Source organism: Pseudomonas sp. LPB0260 (assembly GCF_013388395.1).
This window is the reverse complement of record NZ_CP058247.1, coordinates 670,412-692,717: the sequence shown is the minus strand read 5'-3', so window position 1 is coordinate 692,717 and position 22,306 is coordinate 670,412. Positions and strand designations below refer to the sequence as shown.

Annotated in this window: 18 protein-coding genes, 1 tRNA gene and 1 pseudogene; 4 read left to right on the top strand and 16 right to left on the bottom strand. The window is 55.8% G+C overall.

Annotation, left to right across the window (positions count from 1 at the left end; all coding sequences use genetic code 11):
- Positions 1-427 precede the first annotated feature (427 nt).
- Positions 428-679 carry a helix-turn-helix transcriptional regulator gene (locus LPB260_RS02975; RefSeq protein WP_208707155.1) on the top strand — a complete coding sequence of 84 codons (252 nt, stop codon included), beginning with the start codon at positions 428-430 and terminating at the stop codon, positions 677-679.
- Positions 679-1,875, top strand: a complete 1,197-nt coding sequence (locus tag LPB260_RS02970; RefSeq protein ID WP_208707154.1) for a type II toxin-antitoxin system HipA family toxin — start codon at positions 679-681, stop codon at positions 1,873-1,875. Before LPB260_RS02975 ends, LPB260_RS02970 begins: the two co-directional genes overlap by 1 nt.
- Before the next feature lie 325 nt (positions 1,876-2,200).
- On the opposite strand, the gene LPB260_RS02965 is transcribed toward LPB260_RS02970, so the two are convergent.
- From LPB260_RS02965 to LPB260_RS02935, 7 genes and pseudogenes are all read right to left on the bottom strand, one after another.
- Entirely contained in the window at positions 2,201-2,848 is a 648-nt protein-coding gene (locus tag LPB260_RS02965) for a CHAP domain-containing protein (RefSeq protein WP_208707153.1), read from the bottom strand.
- 60 nt (positions 2,849-2,908) lie between these two features.
- Entirely contained in the window at positions 2,909-3,493 is a 585-nt protein-coding gene (locus LPB260_RS02960; protein ID WP_208707152.1) for a hypothetical protein, read from the bottom strand.
- Positions 3,494-3,498: 5 nt separating this feature from the next.
- Positions 3,499-4,530 carry a hypothetical protein gene (locus LPB260_RS02955; RefSeq protein WP_208707151.1) on the bottom strand — a complete coding sequence of 344 codons (1,032 nt, stop codon included), beginning with the start codon at positions 4,528-4,530 and terminating at the stop codon, positions 3,499-3,501.
- An 11-nt stretch (positions 4,531-4,541) separates the two neighbouring features.
- Positions 4,542-5,069, bottom strand: coding sequence for a PAAR domain-containing protein (locus tag LPB260_RS02950; RefSeq protein ID WP_208707150.1), 528 nt, complete (start codon positions 5,067-5,069; stop codon positions 4,542-4,544).
- A gap of 185 nt (positions 5,070-5,254) precedes the next feature.
- Positions 5,255-6,766 carry an autotransporter outer membrane beta-barrel domain-containing protein gene (locus LPB260_RS02945; protein WP_208707149.1) on the bottom strand — a complete coding sequence of 504 codons (1,512 nt, stop codon included), beginning with the start codon at positions 6,764-6,766 and terminating at the stop codon, positions 5,255-5,257.
- A gap of 147 nt (positions 6,767-6,913) precedes the next feature.
- A pseudogene (locus LPB260_RS02940) lies at positions 6,914-7,105 on the bottom strand (nuclease); the annotation flags it as partial.
- 183 nt (positions 7,106-7,288) lie between these two features.
- Positions 7,289-8,410, bottom strand: coding sequence for a Fic family protein (locus tag LPB260_RS02935; protein ID WP_208707148.1), 1,122 nt, complete (start codon positions 8,408-8,410; stop codon positions 7,289-7,291).
- Between the two features lie 916 nt (positions 8,411-9,326).
- On the opposite strand from LPB260_RS02935, the gene LPB260_RS02930 reads away from it, so the two are divergent.
- A complete protein-coding gene (locus LPB260_RS02930; RefSeq protein WP_208707147.1) occupies positions 9,327-13,319 on the top strand; it encodes an NACHT domain-containing NTPase in 3,993 nt (1,330 codons plus the stop codon).
- Between the two features lie 363 nt (positions 13,320-13,682).
- On the opposite strand, the gene LPB260_RS02925 is transcribed toward LPB260_RS02930, so the two are convergent.
- The 6 genes from LPB260_RS02925 to LPB260_RS02905 form a co-directional block, all read right to left on the bottom strand.
- Complete coding sequence (locus LPB260_RS02925) at positions 13,683-13,979, bottom strand: LasR-specific antiactivator QslA (RefSeq protein ID WP_208707146.1); 297 nt, start codon at positions 13,977-13,979, stop codon at positions 13,683-13,685.
- On the bottom strand, positions 13,976-14,245 hold the full coding sequence (locus LPB260_RS02920; protein ID WP_055985363.1) for a hypothetical protein: 270 nt from the start codon (positions 14,243-14,245) through the stop codon (positions 13,976-13,978). The genes LPB260_RS02925 and LPB260_RS02920 overlap by 4 nt, the downstream gene beginning before the upstream one ends.
- Positions 14,246-14,819: 574 nt before the next feature.
- Positions 14,820-15,338 (bottom strand): hypothetical protein, encoded by a 519-nt coding sequence (locus LPB260_RS29270; RefSeq protein WP_371926160.1) that lies wholly within the window; start codon positions 15,336-15,338, stop codon positions 14,820-14,822.
- A 78-nt stretch (positions 15,339-15,416) separates the two neighbouring features.
- On the bottom strand, positions 15,417-16,757 hold the full coding sequence (locus tag LPB260_RS02915) for a hypothetical protein (protein WP_208707145.1): 1,341 nt from the start codon (positions 16,755-16,757) through the stop codon (positions 15,417-15,419).
- A 251-nt stretch (positions 16,758-17,008) separates the two neighbouring features.
- Complete coding sequence (locus LPB260_RS02910) at positions 17,009-17,776, bottom strand: helix-turn-helix domain-containing protein (RefSeq protein WP_208707144.1); 768 nt, start codon at positions 17,774-17,776, stop codon at positions 17,009-17,011.
- A gap of 5 nt (positions 17,777-17,781) precedes the next feature.
- Positions 17,782-18,000: a DNA-binding protein gene (locus LPB260_RS02905; protein ID WP_208707143.1), complete on the bottom strand. Its 219-nt coding sequence runs from the start codon at positions 17,998-18,000 to the stop codon at positions 17,782-17,784.
- Between the two features lie 126 nt (positions 18,001-18,126).
- On the opposite strand from LPB260_RS02905, the gene LPB260_RS02900 reads away from it, so the two are divergent.
- The gene (locus LPB260_RS02900; protein ID WP_208707142.1) at positions 18,127-18,885 is read left to right on the top strand and encodes a hypothetical protein; all 759 of its coding nucleotides are present in this window, start codon (positions 18,127-18,129) and stop codon (positions 18,883-18,885) included.
- 77 nt (positions 18,886-18,962) lie between these two features.
- On the opposite strand, the gene LPB260_RS02895 is transcribed toward LPB260_RS02900, so the two are convergent.
- The 3 genes from LPB260_RS02895 to rpoD form a co-directional block, all read right to left on the bottom strand.
- Complete coding sequence (locus tag LPB260_RS02895) at positions 18,963-20,057, bottom strand: site-specific integrase (RefSeq protein WP_208707141.1); 1,095 nt, start codon at positions 20,055-20,057, stop codon at positions 18,963-18,965.
- A 127-nt stretch (positions 20,058-20,184) separates the two neighbouring features.
- A tRNA-Ile gene (locus LPB260_RS02890) sits at positions 20,185-20,261 on the bottom strand.
- Positions 20,262-20,446: 185 nt separating this feature from the next.
- Positions 20,447-22,297, bottom strand: a complete 1,851-nt coding sequence (gene rpoD / locus LPB260_RS02885; protein ID WP_208707140.1) for an RNA polymerase sigma factor RpoD — start codon at positions 22,295-22,297, stop codon at positions 20,447-20,449.
- Positions 22,298-22,306: the final 9 nt, after the last annotated feature.

Below are 22,306 nucleotides of genomic sequence, written 5' to 3'. Positions count from 1 at the left end.
ACAGTCGCTGTCGGAGTTGGGGGGGCATAAGCGAAACGGGGAGCGAACGGGGAGAATATGGGGGTAAACAAAAAGGGGTTAGGTCGATCTGACCTAACCCCTTGATTTGTATGGTGGGCCCACACGGACTCGAACCGTGGACCAAAGGATTATGAGTTGCCACGAATGCCTCAAGCCCAGTAAAACCGTATGTAGCTTAGCGCAGGTAAAATAAGCTGAAAGCAGCGTCGTTACTGGGCTTTAGCGTAATTCTGCGAAAGTGGCAGAAGCTAGGCACTGTACCGCCAGTGTACCGTTTTTTGTACCGCGCGAAGCTCAGACTCTAACCGCGCAGCCCGTTTTCAGGCTTGAGTGCCAGTATCCGCTTTGATTTTTCATGAGGTTCGGTATACGTTACATTTAATCAGATTTGTAACGTATTTAGAACATGGACTATTCCCTAATCACGCTACGCCTCGGCGAGCAGCTTCGGCAGCGCCGCCTCAATCGCGGGCTGACCCAGGCTGCGCTCGCCTCCTTGGCTGGTCTAACCCGGCAGAAAGTCATCGCTATTGAAAAGGGTGACCTTTCGGTGGGCATGGCCGCTTATGCGCGAGTGCTAGGAGCCCTGGACTGCGAGCTTGCGGTTGTGCCTGCTGCCATGCCCACGCTGGATGAAATACAGGGAGTGTTCGACTGATGACTGCTGTGCTGCAGGTTGCAACGCCAGAGGGCGATAGCGGGAAGATCCTTACCAGTGCCGGGGACTATCTGTTTCGCTACCACGAAGACGCCAATGCGCAGGCAGCGATCAGTTTGCTGATGCCGGTGCGCCTGGATGAGTACCGACATCGAGAGCTGCATCCGATCTTCCAGATGAACCTGCCGGAAGGCTATGTCCTCGAGCAGTTGCGCAACCGCTTGGCCAAGGTGGCGAGCGTCGATCCAATGTTGTTGCTGGCACTGTCTGGCAGCAGTTCTCCGATTGGGCGGGTGGCGGTGAGCTCGCCGGAGGTTGATGCGCTGTTGCGGCGTGAGCAGTTCCCTGGAGAAAAGCTGGAAGAAATCCTCGCCTGGGATGGCGCTGAAGACATTTTTGCGGGGCTGGTGGATCGCTACATTTTACGCGCCGGGATATCGGGTGTGCAGCCCAAGGTACTGGTGCCAGAGCGTCAGGATTCCGCACCGCAGCGTTTCACCTCGAAAACCTCTGACCTGATTATCAAGAGCGGTCGGGACGAGTTTCCGGGGCTGGCGATCAACGAGTTCCTCTGCATGTCCGTGGCCAGGGCGGCGGGTATTGCGGTGCCTGAGTTCTACCTGTCCGCCAACGCCAAACTGTTCGTCATGCGTCGCTTCGACAGGGATGAGCAGCTCAATCCAATTGGTTTCGAGGACATGGCGGCATTGATGGGGTTGGCTGCGGAGCAAAAATACAACAAGAGCTATTCGGCCATCGCCAAGGCCATTCGCCTGTTTTGCTCGCCCGAGCAGGTGCAGGGTTCATTGGCGCAGCTATTCGCGATGGTGAGCCTGAGTTGCATTGTCGGTAACGGCGATGCCCATTTGAAGAACTTCGGTCTGTTGTATTCCGACCCTACCCGGCGCGATGCACGGCTGGCACCGGCCTACGATATCGTCAACACCACTGCCTATATCCCCGAGGACGTACTGGCGCTGGATCTGGTTGGCAACAAGTCGCTATTTGCCTCGCGGCAAGGGCTGCTGGACTTCGCTCGGGTCTGTGATGTGGCCCGGCCTGAAGAGGTTATTCGCGAGCAGTTGCAAGCCCTGGAACAGGTATTGATGCGCTCAACTGAGTTGTGCGAGCAGGCACCGCATGTGGTCGCAGCAATCAAGCACAGTGCGAGCCCGTTTATAAGAACTTTCGGCTAGCGTGCGCAGGGCTTTCTCTATGCAGGTCTCAACAGTATGAAAAATTAATCATCCTGATTGCCCTATTACTGACCGGCGCTCTGTTCGTTGGGTACTACAAAGCAATTGACGATGCGGAGCTAAATACGGTGTTCTTTATCAAAAAGAGCCCCACCTTTCAGATTGAGTTCGAAAACCTCTTTGCTAACGATGCAGACGATAAAGAGCTGTAAGAGTTAAATGGCGAGGAGCGGCAGCTGGTGATCGATTACTGTAGATACCGGTTAGGTATTAAGACTGAACTTAAGTTGCAGGATGAATTAGATGCCTGCAAAGAACGCTAAGTCTATTGATTTTGGCTGTAACTCCGCTCAGCTGCAGGCGGTTCGTCTGTGGGCGGCAGACGAAGCCAGCCTAACACCCGTGCCGATTCGATATGCCAACGGCCTTCGCGCTGGGTGAGCTCCAGATTTTCTCTGGAGCTGCCAAAGGGGCCGGGGTTTTGCTGGGCGATCTGCAGGGTACCGCTGCCAACGCTGGCGATAATCGCGACATGCCCGTAGCGGTTAAACAGTGTGGGCGCGAACACCAGCAAGTCTTCTGCTTGCGGTTGTGCCGCGCTGCCGTTGCGGAACTGCAGCATCGCCCGCTTGGCGTTCAAGCTGCCGTCGTTGAGGGTTGGGTCGAAGAAGTCTTTGGCGTGCCCATAGGTGTCGGGCATGCGGTGACCATGGCGCTCGAAGTAGTAGCGTTTGACGAACTCCACGCACTGATAGCGTAGGCCCAGGTTGTAACCGTCCTTGCTCAGGTTGCGGCCTTGCACGGTATTGACCCCGCCGTTGAAGTAGATCACCACACCATTGAGCTCATCGAGCTGATCGCCAACGGAATGCTGGCTGTTGGGGTTGATGCGGGTGATGGCTGCATAAGTTACCAGAGCGATCAAAGGCAGCAGTACACAGCTACCAAGCAGGGTGAGTCGGCGTTTGTTCATAGCAGGTCCTTTGCCGTGGTGCAGGTGACAGCGTGCTGGCGCAAGCGGTATGTCTGGCTGTCAGCGCGCCTTGCGCTCGATCTCTTCTATTTCGGCAAAGGCTTTACGATGCTCGGCTTGCGAGGCGTAGTCGCCGCTTATTTCTTTGGCGTACTTGCCGGTGAGGTTCTCGCCGCTCTTGGCATCGCGCGAAAAGGTGATCACGAAACGTCTGCCGTCTAGTTCCAGATAGAGGTAGTAGTAATCCTCGGGCTTGTTGGGCTCGGCGAACGCGCTGTAGGCGTAACGAGCGCGTTGGCGAAGGTCTGGAGGGTTGTCGATTAACGATGCTCTATCCAGTTCTGGGAATTCATCCCGCAGCTCACTACTGGCTATCAGAGGCAGCTCAGCATATTGAGACGCTGTAAAAGGTAACGGCTTGCTGCGTAGCATGGTGACATTGCTGGCCCCGCCATCGGCTTCAATGTTGCGCGATTTGTACATGCCATTGGCAAACCACTGGCTGGCATCAAACATATCTTCAACCTCGAAACCGCCGTAATACATCATGACTTTCTTCGGCATCTCGCCTTCCTTTGCATTCAGATAAAGCCCGACCACCAAGCTGGCGAGCAGGACAGTGCTGCCTAGCAGCAGCTTGTTCAAGCGCCTCATAGTGGCTTGTATTCCCGCAGGGTGGCCGGCACCCCGGTGGGCGAGTCGCCAGCGCGTACAGGGCGAACGGCACCTTCAGCGTCGAGTGGATAGCCAATCGTTTGATCATTCGTGTCACGGCTTTTCGCGTGGCGCGCGAGCGTTTCATCTTCAGTGCTGGCGGTTTTGATCGGTGGGTTTGGCATTCTCTCATCAGGCAGTTGAGCGTTTGGGTCATTGCTTGCCTTTCGATGGGCGGCTAGGCGTTTTCGATACTGGCTTAGTTGTAGTTCATAGCGATCCATAGCGCGTTTGTCTGCCTGAACGCGTTGCTGAGCGCTTTGCAGGCCAGCACGATCACTGGTATTGCCATAGGTCTGGTCATAATTGCTGCGCCGTGGGAACGCCCACACAGGGGTCTGAGCGGTGTTGGCGATCAGTTGCGCCAGGCTCTTCGCGTACTGCGGGTCTTCACCCTCGCTGACGTGTACGTCGGCATGAATGCCCAGGCCGGTACGGCAGGCATAGGAGTAAATCTTGCCGCTCAGGTCGAACGCTTCAGGCTTGAGCATCTGGGCTTGGGCATCGCGCATGCGGTAGCTGTCAGCCTTGCCCAGTTCATAACCGAACTCGATGGTGCCAACCAAGCCATGGGCGAACAGGTCGAGCTGCTTTATCTCGCGCTTCTTGCTGATGCGCAGGTTGATGAAGTCGAGCAGATGGGCGATGGAGTCCAGCTCGCGGTATTTGGCGCCATAGCGGGTTTCGACCACTTCCTTCACCGCATCGAGCAGGGGGCGCTCATAGTCTTCGGTGAAGATCAGAAAAATGCGCTGGGTGGCATCGTTGGCGCTTGCCGGCGGGTAGAGGCGAACCTGTCGGATGCCTTGGTTGATAAAGCGCATCTTGTTGCCTTTCTGCCCCCGCAGCCTTTCCATCAGGGTCATATGCGAGGCACCGACAACGGTAATGAAGTCACGCTGCAGCGAAACAGGGATCTGTTGAATGGCGTGCTGGGAGCTGGTCGCTCCCTGATGAGGTGCTGTCATTGCATCCGTCCTTAGAAGCTAATGCCCTTTTGCCTGAGGTAATTGGCGGCATCCCGCCCCCAGCGCACGACCACCGCTTGCGGGTCCTTGGTGAATACCCGCTCGGTATTGCCGTAGGCATTGGTGTAACCCACAAAGCGCTGGCCATCGCCGCACTCCACGCAATACAGCGCGTCCTCCACAGGCTGGCCGCTACTGCTGTCTATCAGCTGGTACTGCTCGCTGTGCCTGGGCAGGATCTCTGGTGCTGAGAACGGCGCGCTGCCCGATTGGGTGCCGACCAGTACGTCGCCCGAACCGGTGACGATGACCCCGCCGTGGGCGGTGGCGCTGCCCATAAAGGCGATGGGCCGGCCATTGATCAGGATACTGCCGATACCCTCGGTGACTGCATCGCCACAGGCCGTACTGTCACCTACGCGCAGGGTTGGCAGGTTGTTGATCAGTACATCAGGCGAGCCGCTAGGGGTGGAGTTGGTGCCATGCCCGGGGATGGGGCACGCATTTAAATCGCTAAGGCGGGAGGCGGGTTTTGCCATGGCTGTCGTCCTTGTGCCAATTCATCAAGCATTTTGAACTCCATGGGATTTTTCCGATGTGGCTAAGTTCACTTTTCGAGGCGGTAACACCGTGCTGCACTTGATTATTGACTCCACCATGTGCCAGTTGAAGAAATAAAAAACCCGCAGATTTACCGGCGGGTTCTTCGTGGTGGTTCAGGGTTTCAGAAGCCAACAGTATAAGTGACCATTCCGGTTGTCGTTGCCGTCGAGCCGTAAGCCTCTTCGCGGTACCAGGTCTGGGCACTAATTTGCTGAGCGCTGTCGATCTTGTAAGCCACACCTGCCGAGCCAACCATGCGAGTTTTGCGGGTATCACCGTTGAATTCAATCGCGGCAAGATCGGCCACGCCAGTCGCAGAGTATTCGCCAACCCTACGCTGCGTATCAGTTTCAACGCCGACAGAACCATTGATCGTCACGGAAGGGGCAACCAATGCCGACAGATCCACACCAGCCAGCAACGACGTCGATTCTTGACGCAAGGTATCGAAGTGCAGCGGTGCAGAGACGGTGTCGGAAGCGGATTCCGTGTAGCCGTTACGGGCAATGTTCGTGTAACGAACACCTAGGTACGGGCTGGCCAGCACGGTGCTGCTGAGGGCGTATCCATAACTGGTAGTAAGTTGCGTACCTTCAGTAACAAGTTTGGAGCTCCCGCTACCGGCCTCGGCGGTATCTATCGCATCGCGCGTGATGCTAAGGTCTCGCTTGCCATAACGATACGCGGCACGAACCTTGATCCCTTCGTCAGTACCCGTTTGAGACCAGACCCCAAAGATACCGAAGTCGGGGTTGTTGTTTTTAACGTTGACTCCACCGCTTGAATAGTCGGAAACATATTGCTCAAGGAAGCCACCAATCCTGATATTCGGATTGAGTTCATAGGCAACCGTCAGAACTCCCGAGGTAGCCTCGGGGCCACCGCCGCTGGTGCCAGTGTTCCGACCTGAGACGGCAACACAGATACCTTTCGTATCAAAAATCGAGCAGTCGTAACTCAACCCAGGGTTTACGTAAGAGCCTTGTAACGAGAAAATATTACGTAAGCCCGAAACGTTTTGCTGCATTGAAGCTAGAGTACTGGCAGCATCTGGACCCGAGAAGTAGTAAAGCGTCCCGTTCCAAATTCTTGGAGAAAAGGTACTTCCGAGGAAATCAACAGAATACGCTTTCCCGTAGCCTTCATAGATGGTGAGCAGCTCATCGCTTGCTGCGACGCTCCCAACCCCTGACCCGTTCGTATACGCAACGCTCGAGCCATCCGTGTTTGTCAAGTAAAGACCGATTGTTTGCCCCGGGGTCAAGGCAATCGAAAGCGGAGTCGTAAAAGGCAATAAGGTGGGGGTCCCGATCGCGTTACTAACAAAACTTCCTGTGCTGGCGAGCAAAGTCCAAGCAGAGGCATTCTGCGTATTACCTGTAACCCCTCCTGTAGCGACCCATATTTGGTAGCCCGAAATCGGTTGTGCGCTATCAAAGTTTTGAGCAATGCCAGTAATAGTGAAACCGCTACTGCCAGTGGCCGAAATATCGAACATATTTCCATTTTGTCCGTTTCCACCAGCGAATGTGGTCGTTAATTCTGCCGCAAACACTGACGAGCTGAGTGCGACGAGCAAAGTGCCGACCAGCACAGGAGCACGGCGGCAGTTTGGTTTCTTGCCTTCTGGCATAGTAATACCTCTCATTAAGATGTCGCGAATATGATGATAGGGGCAGGCCACGAATAATAGGGGCCAGACCACGATTTATTCTGTTCCATTGGTGGAACACCCGCGCCCACGCGCGAGCAGCGGCCGCCTAGGTCGGCATTACCCTGTAGTGTTCAGGGTGACGTTGTGCAGGCGGCGGTAGGTTTGCTTGTCCAACTGCCAATGGGCGAATAGGCGCACCAGTAGTTCACCGATCTGCCCCTTGGCCCAGGGCGATTTGAGCATGCCGATCAGCAGGGCCGCTGGGATGAACCAGGTCAGCATGCCCCAGACCTGGGCGACTATCGGGCTGTAATCCATTTTTCTTCCTTAAGCCGAGCTGCTTGATGGGCGCCCGTGTCAGGGGCGAGCAGATGTGCCGAAACCCTGATGCCTAGCACTGATCTGGATAATGGCTAATTGCTTTCAATGGCTCAAGGGGATCGCGACCATTGTCCTATGGCGCGATGGCGCACCAAAGGCTGATTCGGTCGGCTAAGGTGCTCAGCGTGCTATCTGGTAACGCGTGCTGCGCCCGCCACCGGGCAGTCGCTCGATGCAGCCTTTTTCCAGCAGGTCGCTCAGGTGACGGGTCGCGGTGGCTTTTGAAACCTTGGCCACCGCTTGGTATTGCGCCGCGCTGATACCGTCCTCGAAACCCCTTTCGCCGCCATCGAGCAGGCGGTTAAGCACTTTGATCTGCTCCGCCGATAGGGGCTGGCTGCGGTGTACCTGCCAGAAGCGCGCCTTCACCAGCACGCGATCGATGCGAGCAAGGGCCTGCTCCAGGCTCTTGACCAGTGTCTCGAGAAACCATTGCAGCCAGGCAGTGATGTCCAAGGTGCCTTTCTGGCTGGCTTCGAGGATGCGGTAGTAACCGGCGCGGTCATCAAGGATGCTCGCGGACATGGCGTAAAAGCGGATGGCCTGTTGTTCGCCCTGGGCCAATGCCAGGTCGGTAATGGCGCGGGTGATGCGGCCATTGCCGTCTTCGAAGGGGTGCAGGGTAACGAACCAGAAATGGGCAATACCGGCGCGGAGAAAGGGATCGAGGCCGACATCGCTGCGGCTGTTCTCAAACCAGGCAAGAAAGTCCGACAGTTGCACTTCAAGCCCTGCGCGGGGAGGGGCTTCGAAATGTACGGTAGGGCGGTCTATCCGACCTGAAACTACCTGCATGGGCTCTTCGCCGCGCAATGCGCCGATGTGCAGTGGTCGAGCCAGCAGTTGGTCATCACTGGCGAACAGCCAGCGGTGCCAGGTGAAGAGTCGCTGTTCGTCTAGCGGCTGTTGATGCGCACGGGTGGTATCGAGCAGCAGTTCCGCCAGACCTTCGGAGCGGGAGGTGGTATGGCCTTCTTCGTTCAACCCTAGGCGCCGCGCCAGTGAAGAACGTACGGAGCCGACATTCAGCTGCTCACCCTCGATGGCTGATGAGGTGACAATGTTCTGCAGCAGGGCATCCAGACTGCTCTGTGCTTCGGTGTCACTGCCCACTACACCGAGCATCCCGAGTAAGCGGCCCTGGGCCTGGCCGCATGCGCGCAGCAGCGGTGCAAGCGCATCGGCTTGCCAGGTGAAGTGCGGCCAGTCGGGCTGCTGCCAGATCCAGAGTGGTTCATTCATAAGATGCGTTCATCTGTGAGCCGATTAGCGAGCCTATTCGGCTCATCCAGTGAGCCGATAATGCCGTCTATTCGGCTCACAGTCTAATTTTGATGTCGGGTTGGTTAGATTGATGAGCGAGACTGATCAGGGTTGTTGCTTGCAAGCTTTCTTCAGCGTTTCAGAAACATCGTCGAAAGAGGCAATTTGTAGCCCTTGGGCTACAAAATGGCTCAGCTCGAGCTGTCTTGTGGCCCAAGGGCTACAAGCTGCCAGGTATGACTATGCATCGGCATCGGTTTCCAGCTGTAGGTTCGGTTACCGATGTCTGTTCCAAGCTGATCGTAATGAGGAGTGCTAGGCACGCTCCAAAGCCAGAATTGGCGGGCATTTGCCTTGTGCACGGCACGCCTATGCTTGCATTGAGTGCCGTCTCCAACCCCCGTGCAGACTGCTTTTCAGGCTAACGAAGTGCCGCCCCCTTTTATCTTGCCCTCCACTTTCTCCGTGCATTCTGAACCGCTGGGTTGAATAGTTGGGAGCGGGAGATACGGCTCCATAGGCGCTGCGATAGTAGTCGGGCGCCGTACGGCAGTAATCGACCGTATACATCGTCGTGAACACCAGAACGCCGAATTCTGTGAGTTTGCAGGTGGACTGTGTTGCATTGCATATCTACTTCGGTGGTGACATGGCGATGGCGCCACATATCGGTGAAACAGTCTGCAGACTTCGCATGCGGCGTACTGTCCGGGACACGTTCGCGTGGCAGTGACACGCTACGATTTTGTCAGATGGCGAAATGCCCTCCAATCCGGTTAGGCTGAATGGGCTGAGAGCGAAAAGGCGCCGAACGGCGTGTGCCAGAGTGCTCTCTCACGTAGCGACATGGCTCGACTGCATTGTGTGCAGCCCAAGATCCTCGACAGGAAAATAGATGGCGACCAAGCCAAAGAAACAAGACACCAAGGGTCGTACACGTCGCAATGCCGGTGGCGCCGCGACGGCGTCCGGGATGAACTTTCAAGCTGCCGTTACGGCGATTGCCGGGAGTCACATGTTGCTTGGCGCATCGTTGGGGTGGCTGGATGGCTTGATTGAAGATATCCCAACGGCTATCTGGGCTGAGACTGGCGGCCCGGGTGACGATATCCGGATTGAGTTGAGAAACGGGGAAGTTCTCGAAACGCAGGTCAAGCGCGGCTTAAGTCGTGGCCAGAATCTGTGGGAGGCCATGCAAACTCTGGCAGTTGGTCTCGACGCAGGCACTATCCAGTATGGCGTCCTCATTGTTTCTCCGGACACGAGTAAGACTATCTGGACGGACTTGGCCACAGATAGCCGGCGTCTAGGCGAAGGGCGCACCGACAACCTAAGCGATATCGGCCAGGAGTGGCTCAAGCGACTCAGCGACGACGCGCTGCCTGTGGAGGAGGTGTGTGCCCGCCTCCGTATTCAAGTCGTGCATGCATCGGATGTAGATCCGATCTCGGTGATGATGACCCGGGCCCGCCTGACAAATATCTTTGCTAGAGCCTCCGATGCGGATAGCGTTTGGTTCCGGCTGTTACAAGACGCGCATGCAATCACAGAACGACGCGGCCGTTGGGAACAAGCTGGTTTGGCTCAAATGCTGATGGGTATGGGGGTCCAAGCGAGTGCAGCCGCAACACCAGCCAGTGTCGCCTCCCGGGTCAGTTGCTGGGTCGCCAATTCTAACCAGCACTTTTCTTTGCTCGGTGTTAAAAACTCGCTTTCGATTGACAGGGCTTGGCTGCCTCTCAAAGCGGGTGTGGCGGAGCCGGGCGAGCCAGAACCTACTGATCCGGCCGCGGCCTTGGCTCGCTATCATTCAGGTTCCAGCGCCCCGCGTTCCGGCTGGAACAAACAGAAGACCCTAGAAGCCGAATGGATCGGTCGGTTCTACACACGCGCTGTCGTGATAGGGGGGCCGGGTATGGGCAAGAGCACGCTCATGACACGGCTCGCTTGTCGTTATGCGCGCGATGGACTGCCGGTCCTGAAGGTTCGCTTGCGGGATATCGCTGCTCGACTCGCAGCAGGCAACAGCTTCGATGACAGCGTTTTTCAGTTGGGTTTGGATGGCTCAGGAGTACCATTCCAACAGGTTCGCGACAGTTCGATTGCCGACTGGGTATTGCTATGCGATGGGCTGGACGAATGCGATGTACATCAAGAACTGGTAGCAACACGCATTCGGCAGTTCAGCACAGGCAATCCGCGTGTCCGAATCATCGTAACGACACGCCCCATTGGGTACCAGACTGGCGAGCTGGCGGAGTGGAGGCACTACGAACTGATCGCTCCAGAGTCCGAGCGAGGAGCGGATAACCTGGCCAAGTTGTTACAGGCCGCAGCCCCCAAGCGAGCGGCGGAGGACTCGAATTGGGCGCTTGCTTTGGCGACCGAGCAATTAGAAGGTAACGCGGCGAAGGCCGTGATTTCGCAAAGCCCTCAACTGTTAGGCATGGCCGCATCCTTGCTTGCACGCGGGGGGACCTTGGGCACGTCCAAGACTGAGCTATATCAAAACCTCTTCGAGGTCATCGATGCTGAGCCAAACACCCGCAAAGCTCTGGAGGATCAACCAGATTCAGCTGTGCTGGCCCGGGTCTTTGACATCGTTGGTTGGGAACTGATCTCCGACCCACTTGCCAAGACTTCTGATCTACTTACTCGAACTGCCATTCATCTTCGCGCGGATCTGGGTGTGACGCTGCTCAAAGCTCAGTCCATCGTTAACGCCGCTTTGAAGTACTGGCAGCAGGTAGGCCTGATCGAGCAAGTGCGCCACGGAACGACGACCCTGATTACGTTCGTCCACAAAACTTTTGCCGAGTTTGCTGCTGCAAGGTTTATATGGACAAACCACGAAGCGACCGAACGTGCGCGCAGGTTATTTTTGTGTCTGGATGACTACGAGCGTTGGAGCGAGGTGGTGGTTTTTGCCAGCGCCGAGATGTGTGAGGAAGTCCTGCAGGCTTTTCTGGCGCGGGTGGAGCAAGGGGATCGCTATGCACTCGAGCGTGCCTTGGGATTGTTGGTAGCAACCCCTGCCGACGTGTCGGATGATACCGCCCAGCGTCTTGTACAGTTGTCATTTGCGAAAGTTGACTCCGACAACACGGTGATGGCTTATCGTTTTGGCTTGCTTTTAGCACGACTTGTCACGCGATATGAGTCAGTGATTAGCGCACTATCCAGGGTACGTTTGCATTCGAGCCAAGCCTGGACGCAAAGGGTTGCGTGGGCATGTGAAGTCGAGATGGCCGAACTCGATATTGATACAGCCCAGAACAAGTTCCACGAGTTTTTGGAAAGCAGCTCTCCGCCGACGTCGATAAAATCAATGAGGTCGATCAGTAGCTTTTTGTTCGAGCGGAATCCGGAAAACGAGCTCCACGAAAGCATGGCGCTAGCCCTAGTGCGACGGAGGCTCGCAGAACGGTCGGTCGATCAACTTGCTGCCTTGCGTGAGCTGTTTACCAACCAAGCCTTCAATACCGTCGGCTTCGACATTAAGCTGCATAAGCTTGCCAAAAAGGCGGGAATGGAGCTGCCCCGTGTCCGGCATGACCTGAGCGATGACGCTCTCGCAGCGATGTTCCCACCCGTTGAATACAGGCAAGCGCATACCACCGCCATGGACGTTTTGCTCAGCACACTGGCCACTCAGAATGAGTCCGTCGGCAACGGGACCGCACTGGACCCACCGCTGCAATTGAGCGCGCTCTTCGAGATCACTGGATGGAACGAGTCGCCCGCGTCGGATATCTGGTGGGCGATGGAACACGTCGACCGTGAGCCGATGCGTGAAGTTCTACGTGGCTTAATCGGACTTTCGGTAATTCACCCTGGGCAGCTCCAGCTCGAGGCCGCGGCTGTTTGTGCGCGAATGAAAGAAGAACGCGCAGATCCACTAGCCTGGTTTCTCCCAGAAACCATCGAAGTCGACGTCCCGGAGTTGGACTGGGAGCGGGCAGCTTCCTTGGGGCTCGACCGCGCCAAGCTTGAACATGCAGCCCTGCAAAAGCCCCAATGGCTGGCAATATCGGCAACCAGACTACTGGAAAGTCTTGAGCCTCCGGACCCTGATCGGCTTGCCGTTCTGCTCGCCAAGGCAACCGGCCTTGGAGTATTTACTGCCTGCTACCTCGCGCGCCAGCAAGGCGAGACCGGCATAAAGCTCCTGCTCAATCGTCTGGACGGTCCGATCACCTCGGGATTCGAACATCTCCTAGGAACTCTCGCGAAAACCAGCACAACCTGGCCGCAGGTGTCTAACGGAGTGGGCAAGGCGATGCATGCATCCAGTGCGCGCGTCGCGGTGGCAGCGGCGAACTTGGCGCTCAAGCACGTCAAAAGTGGGGGCGTCGTGTCTGAATCGATGTTGGAAGAGGCGTATCAGCATTGGTTGGCGCATGAGGAGCCCTATCCCGTGTACGGTGGCACCGTTCCCGATAGCCCGAGAGAGGCGCTGTTGGAGGCGATGAACTACCTTCGGCCGTTTCCAGATGATCGAGCGTTTGATTTGCTGAATGATACGCGCCGCGATGTGAGGGATTTAGCTCTGTCTTGGCTGATCCAGCGTGCCACTCAGTCACCAATATCAAGATCGAAGCTGGTGGAATACATAAGGGCAAAACTTCCCCGCGCAGAGTCGGTTGCAAGATTGTTTGATTCGGAGATTGTCTTCACAGAGGCAGAGATATTGCAGCTGTGCGATCTATTTTCCGATGCCGATCCGGCTTATCGGCTGGCGGCGTTGCGACTGATTAAAGCCCATCGAATGCCTAACGAGTTGCTGAAGGCGAAACTTAAAGCGCTTATAACCGATACATATGCGGAGGTCGGCCGCATGGCGCGAACACTGTGGGATACCTTGGACACCGATGGTGTCGTCGATTGAGGTCACCCGAGCTGCGTGAAATTGGCGATGATAGTAGTTGGCTATCCTTTGCTCGACGGAGCATTCCCTTCGGATGAAGCACTGGCGTGGTAGTCCGGTGCACCATCGGTGGCGGTGGACATTATCGGCTTCGGCCAGACCTTCCGAAGCCGGATACATCAGCATGATAGCGTGTCCTCGCCTCTTATCTCTCACGCCCGTGAATTAGCCTAATGGTAGCTGGACGTGGTCCACGAGCACCTTGGTATTTCTGAACACACTGCTTTTAGCCGTTCTCTGAGCGCCAGAGTGAGAGCGCCCCTGTGGTTCGCCGGTATATGATGGTTCGCGAGAGCCGGCGAGGCCGGCTCACGGCCATCTGCTCTATAACCCCAGTGAAAGGGGGGTATCCGATTTGCTGCGGCGCCGGTGAGCGCCTATGCGCTGGTGGAGGCGGCTTAGGAAGCCCACTTCGAAGGCTCTCCGTTCTATTGCGCATGGCAGTAAATCGCGCTCGGCGATCATGACTGCCCAGAGCCAGCCGTCGCGAGCATTATCAAGCCAGCTCTGGGCCAGCTTGGCACCTTGGTCGAATGCTTCCCGGCAGTCGGCTGCCCACGTGATCTCCACACCTGGGTGGCCATCGCGAGGTGGGAGGCAGGTCATTACCCCTTTGCTCATCTTGCACCTCCTCGCGCCTCGGATAGAGCTCGGCGATAAAGCACGACCATTTCATCGAGCAGATCCAGGGCTGAGTAAGCAGCGATCCGCACGCGCAGATCTTCGGGTTGCAGTCCATCTGGTTCAGCTAGTTGATCCAGCAGATTGCCGAGCATGACACCGCGTAGTTCAGCTGCTGCTTCAGAGGGTAGGGGAGAGCGTTCGGATTCATGTAGCGGGCTTCGCTGCAGCGGAAAAGGTACAACGCAGGATTCGAACTCAGCCATGGCGCACCTCCTGGTCAGAGGTGAACAGCAAGACCTGAAGCCCAAGGCGGAGCTCTCGGGTAAAAAAGGGGTAGCGCATTTTCCTTGTGCTCCTCAGACGATTAAGGAGCCGTCACCCGCCGTTGTCACTCGGATATGGGTGGCGGACCGTGCGGGGGTGACAAACCGGCGTCCGAGGGAACCGGCCAGGCAAAAGCCTGCCCCACACGGCCCACCATAGAAGTTAAGCAACCAAGCAATCGTATGCTGGTGCTTAAACTATGGCGCTACCGCGCCTCGAACGAATCGGGTTGTCACACCCGGTCGTGGGACTTACCACGACGGGCGCACTCTAGCCCGAGGGTTTGAGAATGGCAACATACTGGGGCGTAGGAGGGGAATAATCGCGTAGGAGGAGGCTTGGTCGGAGCTGAAGCCAGCAAGAAAGATTTTCCAAGCTCTTCAGCGTATTCCGCTTCGAGAAATGCTTAGGGAGGCGGCCTGAAGATATCTACCAGAAGCAGTCGGCCGCCATAGACTGACTCCAGCCTTCAACAGATCGTTATGTTTTATGATGGAAGTTTTAGTGTTTGCATTATTTTTTGCACAGTGCTTCAGCGCTGAATAAGCCCGTGTCCTTATAGAATTCAGAGCCCTGGGGAGCGTTGGTCAGATACTTTCCAGGGTTGCTATGGTCGTAACCACTATGTGCTGTGCTGCTAAGTTTAACTAATAGTAAATGGCAAATGCGCATTCCTGGGAATATTCTAATTGGCGCAATTGATGAATTATGAATCTCAAGGGTAATGGGTCTGGCAAGCCCCGCTCCAAAGCCGGGTGATACATAGTTTGATAAGATTGTATTTAGACCTAGTCTGGCCAGGCCTGATATGTTGGAAATATGGCCTGCTAAAGAATTAGAAAAAGCAATTCCTTCAAGGGTAGAGCCGAGTATGAAGTCGCCGGGTAAAAGGAGGTGTCCATTAGATGGGGCGATGCGCTCGGCAATACAAGCCGGGTATGTCTCCGGCCTGCGAACATCTACCTCGTGAGATGTGTAAGATGGTATTATTATGTTTTCTGACAGGTGCAGGCAAATGGAGGCGGATCTTATATCAGGGGGGTATTGTGCAAAATAGAAAAATCCCCATTCTGAATGGCTTTTCTAATTTCAATATCCGAAAGAAACATGTCATGCCCCTCGCTTCATCGCCGCGTTGATGACTTGCTTGGTCCCGAATGGTACAAAATCTTTCCAATTTCTTTTAGATGATACTAGTTCTCTAACAAGAGTCCCTGTGGCGTTTTTTATCATGAAGTCACTGTGAAGAGGTTGAAAGGCTATGACCTTCATGCCGGCCTGCTCAAGAAGTTCTTTTTTGTACAGCTCCCATTTGCTAAACAAGCGTATATAGTGAACTATATCTCCAGTGTAATCTTGCTTAAGGTAGGGGATCGCTACTTCTGGATTGTCAATCTCAAAAGGAATAATCTGATACCTCTCAGGCGGAACTCCCCATCGCTCTAGTGACAGCGTTATCATCCTCTTTCTGTCTTCAAAGGTGAACGGGTTGCCTTCGGGGGTACCGCGATGAGGAAGTATCTCGCATTCGCTAACACAATTTATGTTTGGTTGAGTAATGCCGATAAGGCATAGCTCAGAATTCGCAACTCCATGCAGAACATACTCGAAATGCTCATGGTGGAATGGCTGAAACCTTCCGTGAACCATTCCAATCTTGTCTCTATTGTTTGACTTTGCGCCGTTCAAGTAAGGAGACAAAGCTTTGCTTCTTTGGTCTAGGTTTATATTTATTCCACGCTCCCAGAGATCGTCGAATGTTTCAACAAAATAAGGGGCGAGGGAATCATCGTTGTTTTTTCCATCAAAAATTAGCTGCGCATTCTTCCAGCCGGATGAGTCTGCTTCATATACTGATAGTGCCGTAACGCAGTCATCTATTATAAGCAGTCTTAGTGGTGGTTTTTTAGGATACAGCCTGACCTCGAAGTGGTATCCGTCCTCTCTTAGTTTGGCTAGCGTCGCTATCGTGGCGATAATTTTATTTCTGTATTCAGTTTGAAGTTTTTTGTTGCTGCTTAGGCGCTCAAGATCATCGCTAAATGGATCCATTAGCATTATCTTAACGAGATCCGGATTCTTGTTTCTTCTAAAGAAGTCTACTTTCTCTAGGGTCTCTCTAAGAAATTTCTCGCCAGCTATGCCAAGAAATTTAAAGCTGCTCTTTGTTCTTTTTGAAAGTTCTTCGGGTGGGGTTTCGGATAGTTTTTTAATTGAGGTTAGCCCGATATTGGTTGATCCAATTATGACCTCTTTGAAGTGCATAAGTGCCGCATCAAATCCTGCTGTTGATGCAATGCTATATGATACTACAATTCCAATGAAGAAGAATGATGCCGAAATGAAGTAGGATACTGGGTCTGAAATGCTAAAAAAAGCATAGGCAGCAATGGTAATTCCTGCTAGGAGAACAAGTAGCGCGATTATTTTATCGGGAATCCTGCGTGGCATGCTGGGTATTTCCTTATGTGTTTATATGGGTGTTGTGGTGTGCCGAAGTTGAAAGTTTTAAGTTCATAATAAAGTCAAGATTGGACGTTGGCTTGCGCCTGATGCTATTGCTCTTATGGATAGTTTTTTGAGTGTAATATTTCTCGCTGGTTGGCCATTCTCCCGTTCAATATCAGTAAAAGCAAGATAAGAACTGGGCGCCCATCACCAGTTAGCTATGGCTAGCATCGGAGGAGGTCTTGGGCATCTGCTTAATGATCGAGTGGAGCGTTTGCGACTCGTGGTACTGCCATTACATGGCGACTAAAGGTCTTTTGGGCAATGCGCTGTGCATCTTCTGTCGATATTCCGCCTTGAACCAAACGTTTCACATAGTCCGCTTCCGACAGCGCTGGCGGGCTATGTGGATGTTTGTGGCTCGCTGTCCGGCGAATGACAGCGTTCAACCAGCGTGATGGGGAAGTACGGATGGTTCCCTTGGCCAGGGCGTTCAACAGTTGGGAGGTGATCGCTTCCTGTTGACTAGCAGGAGCGGAGCTGATCAGCAGGGCGATCTGTTTACTCTCCAGGGCACTCAGCCGCGTCAGTTTTGCCGTGCGGCTTACTGATGATTCATTTGATGGTTCATATGGTGGTTCTAGGGGTGACATAGCTATGTCACCCTCCCCCTGACATAGCTGTGTCACCCCGGGGGTGACAGTGGTGTCACCCTCCCTGGCGATGTCGTCAGCCGGGGGTGACAATTTGTCGGGGTAGGTCAAAGCGAGTGTGTAGCCGTTAGAAACCTGCCGGCCGCTGGCATCGAATCGAGCGTCTTTCTTCAGCAGATCGGCAGCCAGCAGGGTTTTGATAGTGCGTTGGACGGTGCGCTCCGAAGTGCTGCACTTCGCTGCAATCGTCTTCATCTTCGGCCAGCAGTAGCCGTGATCATCTGCGTTATCAGCGAGCGCCATGAGAACTAGCTTCGGCACAGGCGGGAGCGGCTGCTCCCATGCCCAGTTCATGGCTTTGATGCTCATAGCGATCAGGCTTCTTCGATGACGCGAGCGACTGCAGAGGTTTTGAAATAGATGCGCCGGCCGATTTTAACCTTGCACGGGTGTAGCTTCGCGGACAGTTCGTTTTCGCCGCTCAGGGAGATCCTCAGGCCATTTTTGCTGCGATGTAGCACCTCTGCGAGCTGCTCGAGGGAAAGCAGTGGTGAGCCTCCGTAGCGGTTCAGCAGGGTTTCTTCGACTGTCATCTTGCGACTCCTTGTATGGCTTGCGATACACTGCGCTCATTACGCGAAAAAGGCGTAAGAGTCCTTAAAAAATACCAAATGTCTATATTTTAGACATTTGGTTCTTTTTATGATCGAAGGCTTACGATGTCAAGCACGATTGAAGACCGCGTCATTCTGATTCTGAAGGAGCAGATGTCTCCGGCTGACCTTGAGAGCCTAAAGGGGCACGAAGGGCCGTTCTCAGCGCTGCTCAGCCTATGGAGCCAGCCGCCGTACGCTGGTCGCGGCTTCTGGGAAAAGCTCTCCCAGCTCACAGGCATTCCGTCCGCCCGGTGGCGTAGTGCGTTCTCGCGCAAGCAGAAACCGACCTCAGCCATGATCGAGTCGATTGCCCACCTGTGGCCGAAATACGCGTTCTGGCTGGTAACTGGTGTGACCGATGCGGCCAATGGTCATGTGGCGCCATTAACGGCGCTGACCTTCCCTGAGTTTCTTCATGCGGAGCAGCCTGGTGCGGATGCGTATTTCAGCAAGGCCATTGCCCTGGCTAAGCGACTGTATGAAGAGGGTGAGGTCGATCTGGAGAGCGATGAAGCGCGTCTTGCGGCAGTTGAGAGGACGCTTCCCTTTGCGCATTGGGTTGGGAGTGATCTGGTTGACGTGGCTTATCGACTGGCGGCAAGCGATGAGTACCAGGAGCTTGTCAGGGCTTGGGAGGGCCGAGAAGAGTCTCGTGCTGAGCATCTTGGTCGACTGCTAGGCACTGACCGGCCCTGGGAGCGCCGGTTGGAGGAGGGTAAGTCCCTCGGCCTCAAGCTGACCCCGATCCCAGGGCAAGACCCTCGCGTCACGCACCAGAGCAGCTGGGATCTTTTCTACAAGCCAGACAGCGAAGATGCCTGAGGGCTGGTGACCGAAGCTGGGTCAGTTAAAGCCCTCAGTAAGCGCGGTGAAAAAATGCCAGGCTGCATGGCTGCAGATCAGTTGTCAGCCTGTTGCCTGTTGCGCCTGGTCGTTTTCCTCTCGAGCTTATCCAGCTTGCCAACAAGGTCTTCAGCACGCAGGTGCGTGTAGCGCTTAAGCATCTGCATCGACTTGTGACCGCTGATGGCCGAGACCTCCTGATCAGATAGGCCACCCTCGACCAAGCGGCTGACCGCTTCATGACGTAGATCGTGGAAGCGCAGGTCGGGCATACCGAGCTTCTTCTTCAGCAGCCCCCAGGTCTTGGTGAAGGCATAGGCGCGACGTTTCTCGTCCTTTCCCGGCTCACCGAAGAACACCAGATTGCAGTCTTTGGGGCGAACGGGGTTCTCCAGGGCGGCCCTGAATGTTTCGGTTGCCAGCTTGGTAAGGGGAACGGTGCGAGCACTATCGTTCTTGGTGTCTGCGAGCCGTACCACGCGCTTTTTCAGGTCTACCTGATGGCAACGTAGGCCGGTTATCTCCGACGATCTCATGCCCGTTTCCAAGGCGATTCGGACGATCCAGCCCAGCATGGGGTTGCTGTGGCTGTTCACCGCAGTGAGCAGGCGCTTTTCTTCGTCGGCGGACAGTCGGCGGTCGCGGCCGTCTCCAGGGCTGGGCTTGCGGATATTCAGCACCGGGTTGAAGGTAAGGCCCAGGCCCCATTCCTGAATAGCAACCGTGAAAAGGTGGCTGAGCAGGGCCAGTTCAAGCCGCACGGTATTGTTGCTGGTGGGAAGGCCGCGCTTGCTCAGGGTGCCGAGCCTTGTGTCGCGGTACTTGGCGATGACTTCAGCGGTGAGGGCGGCCATGGAGTATTTGCCCAGGTGCTGGATCAGCTGCTTGGCCTTGGTGGCTTCGGCTTTGCGCGTAGTGGGCTTCTTGCTGGGCGTCACCTCGGACAGGTAGCGCTCTAGAGCTTTCTCCAGCGTCATGCGCTCGGAGCCGCTGCGCTGGATGTACACACCGCGCACCATTTCGTCTTCGGTGCGGCGTGCCCAGTCTTCGGCGTCGCGCTTGGTGCGGAAGGTTTTGGCGTTGGTCGGCCAGCCCGTTTTTCGGACTACGGCTTTCCATGTGCCGGCAGGGGTTTTGACGATTGTTGCCATCAGATAAGGACTCCAAAGGCAGACTGGCTAACCAGTACTGTACCGATTTTGTACCTTTGGACCATAGGCTGATCCAGATGCCACAACCCTAAAAAGCTTAAAGCCGCGCAGTGCGCGGCTTTAAAGGTGGTGGGCCCACACGGACTCGAACCGTGGACCAAAGGATTATGAGTCCTCTGCTCTAACCAACTGAGCTATAGGCCCCCAGAAGGCCGGCGGATTATACCGGGGGCTTGGCGCCAGCGCCAATCGAATGACTCGGCGCTAGATACATGTTCGAGCGCATCGCAGCAGGTGTTTCGAGGCTATTGCGAGCGGAGGGAGTGGGCTGTTGGCGTGTGCGCGCCGTTGAAAGCAAAAACCCCCGGTTTGGGCCGGGGGTCTTGTTGTTACTCGTCGAGGAACGAGCGCAGGTGCTCGCTTCGCGTCGGGTGGCGCAGTTTGCGCAACGCCTTGGCTTCGATCTGACGGATTCGCTCGCGGGTGACATCGAACTGCTTGCCGACTTCCTCGAGGGTGTGGTCGGTGTTCATGTCGATGCCGAAGCGCATGCGCAGTACCTTGGCTTCGCGGGCGGTGAGGCCGGCCAGGACTTCGCGGGTGGCTTCCTTGAGGCTTTCCACCGTCGCCACGTCGATCGGCGACTGCATGGTGGAGTCCTCGATGAAGTCGCCCAGATGCGAGTCTTCGTCGTCGCCGATCGGCGTCTCCATGGAGATCGGTTCCTTGGCGATCTTCAACACCTTGCGGATCTTGTCCTCGGGCATCTCCATGCGCTCGCCGAGCTCTTCCGGAGTCGGTTCGCGACCCATCTCCTGCAGCATCTGCCGGGAGATACGGTTGAGCTTGTTGATCGTCTCGATCATGTGCACCGGAATACGGATGGTGCGAGCCTGGTCGGCGATCGAGCGGGTGATCGCCTGACGGATCCACCAGGTGGCGTAGGTCGAGAACTTGTAGCCGCGACGGTATTCGAACTTATCCACCGCTTTCATCAGGCCGATGTTGCCTTCCTGGATCAGGTCGAGGAACTGCAGGCCGCGGTTGGTGTACTTCTTGGCGATGGAGATCACCAGGCGCAGGTTGGCCTCGACCATCTCCTTCTTCGCGCGACGGGCCTTGGCCTCGCCGATCGACATACGACGGTTGATGTCCTTGATCTCGGCCAGGGTCAGGTCGCACTCGGCTTCCAGGGCGACCAGTTTCTGCTGGCAGCGCTGGATGTCACCCTGCAGGTTGCCAATGGCTTCGGCGTACTTACCCTTGCCCTTGGCCAGCTGCTCGGCCCAGGTCGGGTCGACTTCGTTGCCCGGGAACAGGCGCAGGAAATCGGCGCGCGGCATGCGTGCATCACGCACGCACAGCTGCATGATGGCGCGTTCCTGGGCGCGCAGGCGCTCCAGGGCACTGCGCACGCGCACGACCAGCGCGTCGTACTGCTTGGGTACCAGCTTGATCGGCATGAACAGATCGGCCAGTTCCTTCAGTTCGGCGATGGCCTGCTTGCTGCTGCGACCATGCTTCTTCAGGGCCTTGTTGGCCTTGTCCAGCTGTTCGGCTACGGCAGTGAAGCGGCGCAGGGCCTCTTCCGGGTCCGGGCCGCCATCGCCTTCGTCATCGTCGCTGTCGTCGCTGTCGTCGTCATCGTCGTCATCGTCGCTGTCGTCAGCGGCTGCGCCGTCCTTGGCCGGCACAGGGGCCGCGGCTTCTGCGGGCAGCGTGCCGTCGTCGGGATCGATGTAGCCATTGAGTACTTCAACCAGGCGGCCACCTTCGGTGGTCACGCGGTTGTACTCGGCGAGAATGCTGTCGACGGTGCCGGGGAAGTGGGCGATGGCGCTCATCACCTCGCGGATGCCTTCCTCGATACGCTTGGCGATTTCGATCTCGCCTTCGCGGGTCAGCAGTTCGACCGTGCCCATTTCGCGCATGTACATGCGCACAGGGTCGGTGGTGCGGCCGATATCGGTCTCAACGGCGGCGAGTGCGGCAGCGGCTTCTTCGGCCGCGGCTTCGTCGGTGTCGGCTTCGGCCAACAACAGGGCGTCCGCATCCGGAGCACTCTCGAATACGTTGATCCCCATGTCGTTGATCATGCGGATGATGTCTTCCACCTGTTCCGGATCGGAAATATCCTCCGGCAGGTGGTCGTTGACCTCCGCGTAAGTCAGGTAACCCTGCTCACGACCGCGGCTGATCAATTCTTTCAAACGAGATTGCTGTTGCGCTTTTACGGACATAACACCCTA